9 protein-coding genes are annotated in these 10691 nt (G+C 71.4%); 5 read left to right on the top strand and 4 right to left on the bottom strand.

Annotation, left to right across the window (positions count from 1 at the left end; all coding sequences use genetic code 11):
• Positions 1–29: 29 nt before the first annotated feature.
• From ACFY2L_RS16340 to ACFY2L_RS16350, 3 genes are read right to left on the bottom strand one after another with little or no spacing between them, the layout of a single operon-like run.
• The gene (locus ACFY2L_RS16340; RefSeq protein ID WP_390658315.1) at positions 30–968 is read right to left on the bottom strand and encodes an N-acetylneuraminate synthase family protein; all 939 of its coding nucleotides are present in this window, start codon (positions 966–968) and stop codon (positions 30–32) included.
• A gap of 13 nt (positions 969–981) precedes the next feature.
• Positions 982–2199 (bottom strand): cytidylyltransferase domain-containing protein, encoded by a 1218-nt coding sequence (locus ACFY2L_RS16345; RefSeq protein ID WP_390658314.1) that lies wholly within the window; start codon positions 2197–2199, stop codon positions 982–984.
• A gap of 20 nt (positions 2200–2219) precedes the next feature.
• Positions 2220–3581, bottom strand: a complete 1362-nt coding sequence (locus tag ACFY2L_RS16350) for a DUF6716 putative glycosyltransferase (RefSeq protein WP_390658313.1) — start codon at positions 3579–3581, stop codon at positions 2220–2222.
• Between the two features lie 197 nt (positions 3582–3778).
• Between ACFY2L_RS16350 and ACFY2L_RS16355 the strand changes: the two genes are divergently transcribed.
• The 5 genes from ACFY2L_RS16355 (at position 3779) to ACFY2L_RS16375 (ending at position 8957) form a co-directional block, all read left to right on the top strand.
• Entirely contained in the window at positions 3779–4765 is a 987-nt protein-coding gene (locus ACFY2L_RS16355) for a glycosyltransferase family 2 protein (RefSeq protein WP_390822634.1), read from the top strand.
• The gene (locus tag ACFY2L_RS16360; protein WP_390822635.1) at positions 4765–6093 is read left to right on the top strand and encodes a polysialyltransferase family glycosyltransferase; all 1329 of its coding nucleotides are present in this window, start codon (positions 4765–4767) and stop codon (positions 6091–6093) included. Before ACFY2L_RS16355 ends, ACFY2L_RS16360 begins: the two co-directional genes overlap by 1 nt.
• Positions 6094–6257: 164 nt before the next feature.
• A complete protein-coding gene (locus tag ACFY2L_RS16365) occupies positions 6258–7289 on the top strand; it encodes a glycosyltransferase family 2 protein (protein WP_390658310.1) in 1032 nt (343 codons plus the stop codon).
• Positions 7282–7698 carry a GtrA family protein gene (locus tag ACFY2L_RS16370; protein ID WP_390658309.1) on the top strand — a complete coding sequence of 139 codons (417 nt, stop codon included), beginning with the start codon at positions 7282–7284 and terminating at the stop codon, positions 7696–7698. Before ACFY2L_RS16365 ends, ACFY2L_RS16370 begins: the two co-directional genes overlap by 8 nt.
• Positions 7695–8957, top strand: coding sequence for an NAD(P)/FAD-dependent oxidoreductase (locus tag ACFY2L_RS16375; protein ID WP_390822636.1), 1263 nt, complete (start codon positions 7695–7697; stop codon positions 8955–8957). Before ACFY2L_RS16370 ends, ACFY2L_RS16375 begins: the two co-directional genes overlap by 4 nt.
• A gap of 53 nt (positions 8958–9010) precedes the next feature.
• On the opposite strand, the gene ACFY2L_RS16380 is transcribed toward ACFY2L_RS16375, so the two are convergent.
• The gene (locus tag ACFY2L_RS16380) at positions 9011–10687 is read right to left on the bottom strand and encodes a hypothetical protein (protein WP_390822637.1); all 1677 of its coding nucleotides are present in this window, start codon (positions 10685–10687) and stop codon (positions 9011–9013) included.
• Between the last annotated feature and the right edge of the window lie 4 nt (positions 10688–10691).

The raw sequence follows: 10691 nt of genomic DNA on the forward strand, positions 1-10691 counted from the left end.
CGTACGACCGTCCCGTAGTGGTGGGTGTCTCAGACCGTGACCGGCTCGCCCGCCGCCGCGGCGATCTCCGCCTCCGCGACGACCCCGGAGACCCGGCGCAGCTTCTTCATGGGGCCCAGCTCCGAGTCGTAGACCTTCTTGACGCCGTCGCCGAGGGAGGCCTCGATGGTGCGGATGTCACGGACGAGGCGCGTGAGGCCCTGCGGCTCGACGGAGGCGGCCTGGTCGGAGCCCCACATCGCGCGGTCGAGGGTGATGTGGCGCTCGACGAAGACGGCGCCGAGGGCGACGGCGGCCAGGGTGGTCTGCAGGCCGGTCTCGTGGCCGGAGTAGCCGATCGGGACGTTCGGGTACTCCTTCTCCAGCGTGTTGATCACACGCAGGTTGAGCTCCTCGGCCTTCGCCGGGTACGTCGACGTGGCGTGGCACATGAGGATGTTGTCGGAGCCGAGGACCTCGACCGCGTGGCGGATCTGCCTGGGCGTCGACATGCCGGTGGAGAGGATGACCGCGCGGTTCGTGGAGCGCAGGGCGCGCAGCAGCTCGTCGTCCGTGAGGGAGGCCGAGGCGACCTTGTGAGCCGGGACGTCGAACTTCTCCAGGAAGGCGACCGCCTCGGTGTCCCACGGGGACGCGAACCAGTCGATGCCCTTCTCCTTGCAGTACTCGTCGATCTGGCGGTACTCGTCCTCGCCGAACTCCACGCGGTGGCGGTAGTCGATGTAGGTCATCCGGCCCCAGGGCGTGTCGCGCTCGATGTCCCACTGGTCGCGCGGGGTGCAGATCTCGGGGGTGCGCTTCTGGAACTTCACGGCGTCGCAGCCGGCCTCGGCGGCCACGTCGATCAGCTTGAAGGCGTTCTCGAGCTCGCCGTTGTGGTTGATGCCGATCTCGCCGCAGATGTAGACCGGGCGGCCGGGGCCGACCTCGCGGGAACCGAACGTGCGCAGACGGGAGTTGGTGCTCATGGCGGAGATGTCCTTACGTGGTGAGGGGGTCGAGAGAAGGTCCGAGGATCCAGCCGGCGATCTCCCGGATCGCGCCGTCACCTCCGGGGAGGGAGGTGACCGCGCGTGCGGCGCCGCGTACGACGTCGTGGGCGCTCGCGACCGCCACCGGCCAGCCCACGAGGGCGAAGCAGGGCAGGTCGTTGACGTCGTTGCCGACGTAGAGCACGCGCTCCGGCGCGATGCCCTGTTCCTCGCACCACTGCTTGAGTGCGAGGTCCTTGCGGTCGATGCCGTGCAGGACCGGGAGCCTCAGCTTCCGGGCGCGGGCGGCGACCACCGGGTTCTGTTCGGTCGAGAGGATGAGCAGCTTCAGGCCGCTCCTGCGCAGGGCGGCGATGCCCAGCCCGTCCCCGCGGTGGACGGAGACGAACTCCCGTCCGTCGGAGTCGATCAGCACCCGGTCGTCGGTCTGGGTGCCGTCGAAGTCGAGGACGACCGCGTCGATGTCGTCGAGGGCCGGCAGGGCGTCCGGGCGGTCCGCGTCGAGGAGCGGGGCCAGGGCGCGGGCCCGCGCGAGGTCGTGCGGGTCGTCGATCTCCAGGACCCGCGCGGGGTCGGTGCGGACGAGTTCCGTGCGGCCGAAGAAGCGGTGCCCGTGCTCGCGGAAGCCACGGGCGTCCATCGCGTAGGCGGCGCCGGTCTCCAGATAGTCCTGGGGGCGGTCCTGGCGGCGCGGGCGGTAGGACTTGTCGTGGTTGACGCCGAGTCCGTCCTCGTCCGCCCCGTCGGCGTGCCGCCAGACGAAGCCGTGGAACGGCGCGACGGTCACGGCGGTGTCCGCGCCCTGCTCGGCGACCGCCGCGGCGACCCCGTCGACGTCCTCGCGGACGAGGAAGGGGCTGGTGCACTGCACGAGCAGCACGACGTCGACCGGGGAGCCGTGCAGGGCCTCGTGGGCGTCCATGGCGTGCAGGACGGCGGCCTCGGAGGTGGCGGTGTCGCCGGCGATGGCGGCCGGCCGCAGCACGACCTCGGCGCCCGCCTCGCGCGCCGCGGCCGCGATGGCCTGGTCGTCGGTGGAGACGACCACGTCGGTGACCAGCCGGCCGGCGCGGCACTCGCGGACCGCGCGCGCCACCAGCGGGACACCGCCCACCGGGGCCAGGTTCTTCGCGGGCACTCCCTTGGAGCCGCCGCGGGCGGGGATCACGGCGAGGACGCGGCGCACCCCCGCTGACGAGTCGGACATCGGCTTCTCTCCTTGAAGGGTCACAGCTCCCCCATCCGCCGGATGACCGGCGCCACCCGCTGGACCCCGTGCCGGTAGGCGCCGCGCGCCGCCCGGCGCACGATCTGCCGGACCGGGCCGGGCTCCTTGTCGGCGGCGGGCGCGCCGGGCAGCGGGCTGCCGTCGGGGCCGAGGTGGTGGCGGGCGAGGATCCCGGGCAGATAGCCGGGGGCGGTGGCGGGCGTGTAGTAGGGCGTGAGGGGCGGCAGTCCGCCGGGCCGGTCGAGCAGCTTCGCGATGCGTTCGCGGGCCGCGTCGAAGGCGCTGCCGTAGGAACCGTCGGCGGCGACGCCCTGCCGGGACACCCACTCCTCGTCGGGCGCGGGCCGGTGGCCGGCGTCGAGCTGGTCCCAGGAGGCGAGGCAGCCGGAGCCGACGAAGTGGTGGTTGCCGAGGGCCTCGCGCACCCCGAGGTCGCTGAGCACGACGGTCGGGACACGACGGTGGAGCGACTCCAGGGCCGCCGTGGAACTGATCGTCACCAGGAGGTCGGTGCGGTCGAGGACCTCGCCCATGTTGCCGTACACCAGGCGGAAGTTGGGCGGCAGGTCGAGCCGCTGCGCCAGCTTCTGGTAGGGCAGTTCCTCGATGTGCGTGGTGTGCTCGCCGGGCTTGGAGCGCAGCTTCAGCAGCACCTCGCGCTCGGGGTGCAGCCGGGCGTGCTGCACCAGCCGGTTCAGCAGGTACGTACGGTCCTTGCGGCTCTCCGGCACGGAGGGCTGGGCGGCGAAGACGACGGTGTAGGGCCTGCGCCCTTGCTCCGCCGACGGGTCGTGCTCGCCGGTGTAGGGGGCGCCGCCCAGGAAGGGCAGGGCCACCTCGGTGACGGAGGAGGCGTCGGCGCCCACGCCCTCGTACACCGCGCGGAACCGCTCCGCGTCCTGGCGGGAGTTGGCGAGGACGAGGTCGGCGCCGTGCCGCAGCAGCAGTCCGTCGGTGAGCTTCTCGTAGACGACGCCGACGTAACCGGTGACGACCACGGGCCGTGCGGCGGTGCCCTCCCAGACGCGCTTGAGGCCGTGCAGGACCGCCTGGACGCCGCCGCCGACCAGCGCGAGGACGACGACGTCGTACGAGGTCCGCGTCATGGCGCGCAGGAACTCGACGGCCGTGACCTCGCGCAGGGAGTCGGCGCGCACGCCCACCTCGGCGAGCTGACGCGGGGTGGGGGTGGCCCGGCCGCGCAGGAGGAACCCGTCGAGGACGGGGAGGACGGGGTCGGCTTGCACCCCGCTCGCTGGTCCGGGCACGATCCTGGAGGCGGTCAGCGCACCCCATTTCCACCGGGTGTCCGAGTCCGCGAGGACGGCAATCCGCGGGGGGTTCGCAGTACTTGCTGGCACGCCGAAGACGCTAGAAAGCAAAACCCAGGGTTGGCCCAACCGCGACTCAACGAAAAGTTAACAGCAGCCCACCGGACACCGAACTGGCCCGCGGACGGCCATCACGCACACGCGGTGCACCATTCCGACACATCGAGTTCACCCCCCGTCCCCTCAACGGAAAGTTCCGCTGCCGGGGCCCCTCCTAGGATTTCGGCGTGCCAAAGCTTTCCGTGATCGTGCCGTTCTACAACGTCCAGCAATACGCACCGGACACCCTCAGAAGCCTTCGTCTGAACGCCCGGCCGGACTTCGAGTTCGTGCTGGTGGACGACAAATCGAAGGACGAAACTCCGGCCATTCTCGAACGGGCGGTCGAGGAGCTTTCGGAGGTCGCCCAGGTGCGTCATGTCCGCCATGAGGAGAACGGGGGCCTCGCCACCGCGCGCAACACCGGGCTCGACGCGGCGCGCGGCGAGTACCTGACGTTCCTGGACGGGGACGACTGGCTCGCGCGCGGCCATCTGACCGAACTGGTCACCGCGATCGAGACGCTGGGCTGCGACTTCGTGCGGACGGACCATGTGCAGGCCACCGGGCGCGCCCGCACGATCGTGCGGCATCCGCTCGGGCGGCGGGACGAGGTGCTCAGCCCCCGCGAGGCGATCCTGCCCGCCGACCGTTCCACGTCCGTGGACTACCCCTACGCCTGGGCCGGCGCCTACCACCGCCGCCTCCTCGACCGCGGTCTGCTGCACTTCACGGACGGGCTGCGCACCGCCGAGGACCGGCCCTGGATCTGGAAACTGCACCGGGAGGCGGAGTCGTTCGCGGTGCTGAACCTGCACGGCGTTTTCTACCGCCGGGGGGTCGCCTCCTCCCTCACCCAGATCGGCGACGCCCGCCAGCTGGACTTCATCCGCGCCTTCGACCAGGTCGTCGAGGAGACCGCCCGGGACCGGGAGGCGGAGCGGCTGCTGCCCAAGGCGGTGCGCACGTACTGCGCGATCATCGCCCATCACCTCGCGGAGACCGACAAGTTCGAGCCGGCCGTGGCCAGGCAGCTGCGCACGATGAGCTCGGCGGCCATAAAGCGGATGCCGCAGGAGCTGCTCACCGACGTTCTCGACACCATGGACCTGCGCCGCTCCGCCCGGCTGCGGCGGCTGCGGCGGCAGATCACCAGCGCGAAGGCGGCCGCCTGATGGCACCCACGACGACACAGATCTTCTGCGCCTCCACGCTGTACGGCGCGGCCACGCTCGCCGCCGCCCTCGACGCCGGCTGCTTCCCGGCGGCGGACCGGCGGCTGCTGCTGGTGTGCAACAACGCGACGACCCCGGAGACCACCCCGGCCGTCGACGAGATGCCGGGCTTCGAGCCGCTGCGCGACCGGTTCGACGCGGTGCTGTCCTGGAACGACGCGATCAGCCCCTTCCACCCCGGCGCCTGGTCGCCGCGCCCCGACGACGTCCCGCTCCTGGAGCGGTATCTGCGGCTGCTGTGGGGGCTGGGCGAGGACCGGGTGGAGATCGTCCTGGAGTCCATCCAGGTCAACCCCGCCCAGGCCGTCGCCCAGGTGTTCCCGGGCGCGCCGGTCGAGGTCTACGCCGACGGCCTGATGAGCTACGGCCCCACCCGCAACAAGCTCGACCCGCTGATCGGTACGCGGGTGCGCGGGCTGCTCCATCTGGACCTGGTGCCCGGTCTCGTACCGCTGCTGCTCGGCGAGTTCGAGGTGCCGGCGCGGACGGTCCCGGCGGGTGCGTTCCTGAAGGTGCTCGGGCAGGTCGCCGACGCCGTGCCGCGGCTGCCTCCGCTGCCCGACGGCTTCGCGCTGCTGCTCGGCCAGTACCTGTCCGCGCTGGACATCCTCTCCGTGCGGGAGGAGGAGGACCTGCATGTGCGGATGATGCGGGGTGCGGTGGCGCGGGGCCACCGCTCGATCGTGTTCAAGCCGCATCCGACCGCGCCGGCCCGCTACAGCCGTCTGCTGGAGGCGGAGGCGGAGCAACTGGGTGTCGAACTCACCGTCCTGGACACACCGGTGCTCGCCGAGGTGCTGTTCCAGAGGGCGCGGCCCGCGCTGGTCGTGGGCTGTTTCTCCACCGCGCTGTTCACCGCGGCGGCGTTCTACGGGCTGCCGGCCGCCCGGATCGGCACGGAGGCGCTGCTGGAGCGGCTGACGCCGTTCCAGAACAGCAACCGGGTGCCGGTGGTGCTGGCGGACGCGCTGCTGCCGGATCTGGAGGAGAAGGACGAGATCATTCCGGCCGACACCGTGGCCGGTCTGCTGTCCGCCGTCGGATTCGTCATGCAGCCGCAGATCCTTTCCGGTCTCCGTCCGGCGGCCGAGGATTACCTGCGCACCCGTCTGGATCCGCGTACCCGGCGATACTTCCGGCGCAAGCGGCTGACCTCACTGGGGCTGCCCGGCGGTATCCCGGAACGGCTTTCGTTCCTTCCGCACAACTCCACGGCGCGCTGGGTCGTGCGGCGGGCGAAGGCGTTGCGGAAGTCGATCGGGCGATGATCCGTCACCGAATGCGCGAATAAACCCGAAAAGACGAAGAGCAATGGGGACGTCCGCTTCCGGACGTGAGGAGTTGGGCCGGGGTTAACCCACGCTCCATAGCTTCCCCGAATGCTGCAAACAGCGTTCCCCCAAGCCCCGTTCAGGAATGCGGGCGGGCCGACATGACCCAGCAGGACATACGCCCGCCCGCAACCGCCCCGGTTCCCGCTCCCGCGCCTCTCCCGCCGGCCCCGAAGGCCCCGCGGCGGCGGCCCCTGATCTCCTACGTCCTGCCGGTCTACAACGAGCGGGACGGCATCGCCGCCTTCCACGCCGAGCTGACCGCCGCCCTCGCCGGCCGGCCGGACCTCGACTTCGAGCTGGTGTACGTCAACGACGGTTCCGCCGACGGCTCGCTCGCGGTCCTCAGGGGTCTGGCCGAGCAGGACGACCGGGTCCGGATCGTCGACTTCGCCCGCAACTTCGGCCACCAGATCGCCATCACGGCCGGTCTGGACGTCGCGCGGGGCGACGCGGTGATCGTCATGGACACCGATCTCCAGGACCCGCCCCGGGTCAGCCTGGAGCTGGTGGACGCCTGGCGCGAGGGCGCCGAGATCGTGCACGCGCGGCGGCGCAGCCGTCAGGACACCGTGTTCAAGCGGACCACCGCGCACCTCTACTACCGCCTCCTGCGCTCCTCCACCGAGGTCGACATCCCGCTGGACACCGGCGACTTCCGTCTCCTGGACCGGCGGGTCGCCGACGAGCTGCGCAAGTACCGCGAGAAGAGCCGGTTCGTGCGCGGCATCGTCGCCTCGATGGGGTACCGGCAGACGGAGGTGGCCTTCGACCGCGACGAGCGCTTCGCCGGCGAGACCAAGTACCCGCTGCGCAAGATGGCCAAGCTCGCCGTCGACGGCGTGACCAGCTTCTCCACCGTGCCGCTGAAGATGATCACGCGGCTCGGTTTCGTCGTCCTGGCCCTGTCGATGACCGGCATCCTCTACGCCCTCGCGATGAAGTTCCTCCGGCCCGACATCACCGTCTCCGGCTGGACGATGCTGATGGTCGTCGTGCTGTTCCTGGGCGGCGTCCAGATGCTGTCGCTGGGCGTGATCGGCACCTACGTCGGACGCATCTACAGCGAGGCCCAGGGGCGCCCGCTGTATCTGGTGCGCGAGGTGATCGGCGGGCCCGAGGCCCATGACTGAGACCACGGCCCCGGTGGCGGTCGCCGGCGACCGGTCCCGCACCGTGCGCCAGCTCGTCCGCTACACCCTGATCGGCGGCAGCGGGGTCACCCTCGACCTCGTCGTCTTCCTGCTGCTGCACAACACGGCGGGAATGGACGAGCAGTTCGCGAACGCGCTCAGCACCACGCTCGCCATCACCAACAACTTCGTGCTGAACGCACGGTTCACCTTCGAGCGCCGCGACCGGATCGTCGTCCGCTTCCTGCGCTTCTACGCCGTCGGCCTGACCGGCGTCGTCCTGACGAACCTGCTCTTCCTCGCCTTCACCGACGGACTCGGGGTCGACGCCAACCTCGTCAAGGCGGGTTCCCTGCCGCTGGTTCTGGCGCTCCAGTTCGTGCTCAACAGAAAGTGGAGTTTCGGATGAACCTCGGCATCATCGGCGCCGGTGCCACCGGGCTGACCGCCGCCTGGGACGCCGTACGGGCCGGCCACCAGGTGACCATCCTGGAGGCGGCCGGCGAACTCGGCGGGCTGGCGGCCTCGCTGGAGGTGGGCGGGGTTCCGCTGGAGCGCTACTACCACCACATCTTCCGCAGCGACAAGGCCATGATCGCGCTCATCGAGGAGCTGGGACTGGGTGACGCGCTGCGCTTCCACAAGCCGACGACCGGTATCTACCGGGACGGGAAGCTGATCGACTTCACCACCCCGTTCGACATGCTCCGCTTCCCGGGGTTCTCGCCGCTGGACGCGGTGCGTTTCGCGGGCTCGTCGGCCGTGCTGAAGGCCGTCCGGAACGGCGAGCGCTACAACGACCTCACCGCCCTCGCCTGGCTGCGCAGGCGGGCCGGGAAGAAGGCCACGGCGGCCATCTGGGAGCCGCTGCTGAAGGGCAAGTTCGGCGACCGCGCCGAGCAGGTGTCGATGGCATGGCTGTGGGCCCGTATCCACTGCCGGACCTTCGAACTCGGTTATGTGGACGGTGGTTTCGAGCGGGTCTACGCGGCGCTGCGGGACGGGATCGAGGAGCGCGGCGGGAAAGTCGAGTTCGGCAAGGCCGTCGAGACGATCCGCCAGGAGGGCGAGACGCCCGTCGTGACCTGCGCGGACGGGTCGACGTACCGCTTCGACCGCTTGATCGTCACCACCCCGCAGCCCGCCTTCGCCAAGGCGGCCGGGCTGCCCGCCGAGGACACGGTGTGGAGGAACCAGTACCTGGGCGCCACCTGCTTCGTCCTGGAGACGGACCGCAGCGTGATCCCCTACTACTGGCTCAACATCAACGAGCCGGACTTCCCGTTCCTGGCGGTCGTCGAGCACACCCGGATGATCGACCCCGCGGTGTACGGCGGACGGCACGTCCTCTACGTCGGCAACTACGTCGAGCGCGAGGACTGGCGGTTCACCACCGACCCCGGTGAGCTGCTCGACGCGTTCGTGCCGTACCTGAAGCGGATCAACCCGGAGTTCGACGCGTCCTGGATCAAGGACTGGCACTTCTCCAGAGCCGGTTTCGCCCAGCCCGTGGTGACGCCGGAGTACCGGGCGCTGATCCCCGGCCACGAGACCCCGATGAGCCGGGTCACCCTCGCGACGATGGCCCAGATCTATCCGCAGGACCGGGGGCAGAGCTACTCGGTGGAGATGGCGCGGAAGGTGACCGCCTCCCTCGGCCTGCGCTGACGCCCTCCGCACGGGAAGGGCCCCGGTCGGTCGACCGGGGCCCTTCGTCGTGGTCACTTCCGTGTGCACACCACCAACGGTGTCTTCGGATCCAGCGGGGGGCAGTCGTACGTCGCCCGGACGCGGCGCCGCAGCCCCGCGTCGACGTACGCGAGCCGGAACCAGGCCCGGTCCAGGATCGCGTAGGGCGCCGGGTCGTGGTCGACGCAGTCCGCGTTCTCCTGGAACGACCTCAGGCCGGCCACGTCCGGGACGAAGCGGGTGCGCTGGAGGAACGTGGCGATCGGGTAGCGGCACTGGGCCGGGTGGCCGACGTGGTAGACCGTGTCGCCGAAGGCCAGGTACAGCACCTTCGCCCCGGCCGGGAGCTGCGCGCGGAGCCGGTCGGCGTCCCTCTGCTTGATCTCCGCGTTCCGGTGGAACGTGGTGTTGGTCGACGACACCCTGCCGTACTGGGCCAGGTGCGGGGAACTCGGCCAGACCGGGCCGGCGAGCAGGACGACACCGGCGAGCGCGACCGGGGCCGCCGACCGTCCGGGCAGGCCCTTCAGCCGGGTGTCGGCCACCGCGGCGAGCAGGGCGACGAGGCCGAGCACCCACAGGGTCGCCGGGCGCTGCACCCCCTCCGGCAGCCGGGTGTAGAGCGCGGGCAGGGCGCCGTACAGCAGGGACACGGTGCCGAAGCACCACGGCGGGGTACGCGAACCGCCCACCGCGAGGCCCCACACGGCGGCGGCGAAGACGGTCAGCTGGACGGCGTGGTACGGGAACCAGTTGCCCTGGACGATCACCACGGCCAGCGAGCCGAAGCCGGTGAGCAGGGCGATCGTCAGCAGCTCCAGGCGACGGGCGCGGCCCCGCACCCGGGTGAGGAGCAGCAGCAGCGCACCGGGCAGGAGCAGCAGCACCGGGGTGAGGAGGGCCCGGTCGGCGAGGAACTCGAAGGAGCGGTGGAGGACGAAGCCGGGGCGGATGCCGGTGCGGCTGAGGGCCGACTGGTTGATCTGCGGCATGTCCTCGGTCCACTGCAGTTCGTGGGAGCCGGCGAGGACGCTGAGGCCGAACAGGGCGAGCGCGCCGGGTACGGCGGCCAGGGCGACGCGGGTCGCGCGGCCCCGGTCGACGGCCCACAGGATCAGGACGCCGAAGGCGGCCGTGGAGGCGGTGGAGTACTTCATCATCACCGCGAGGCCCAGCGGGAGCGCGGCGAGCAGGGCGGCCGGCCAGGGGCGGCGGACGCCGAGGGCGGCGGCGACGCCGAACACGGTCAGCACCACCGCCGTCCACTCCGGCTGGAGGAAGTCGGTCCGCGGGGCGAGGACGAGGACGAGCCCGGTGGCGCCGGCGGTGAGGGCCGCCTCCCGGGCGGTGACCCGGCGCAGGAGCGCCGTGTGGAGGGCGAGGGCCGCCGCGGCCACGAGGACCGCGCCCTCCGCCTCGATCACCGTCTCCCGTACGACGACGCCGCCGGCCGTCGGCATGTCCAGCAGCGCGATGAACCACCGGTAGAAGAAGGGGCGGTGGGTGAAGACCTCGGACGGGGAGTAGCCGGCCTCGCCGCCCAGGCGCAGGGCGCCCAGCACGTACTGGAGATCACCGGTCAGCCGGCGGGTCAGCACGGTGTACACGACGGCCGCCGCGGCCGGCACGGCGACCGCCGGCCACCACAGGGGTGACCGGCGGACGCGTGCGGCGGCGGGCGCGTCGACCTGAGCGGTCGTCGTCGCCATGGGG

Source organism: Streptomyces sp. NPDC001381 (genome assembly GCF_042895685.1).
Classification (GTDB): Bacteria; Actinomycetota; Actinomycetes; order Streptomycetales; family Streptomycetaceae; genus Streptomyces.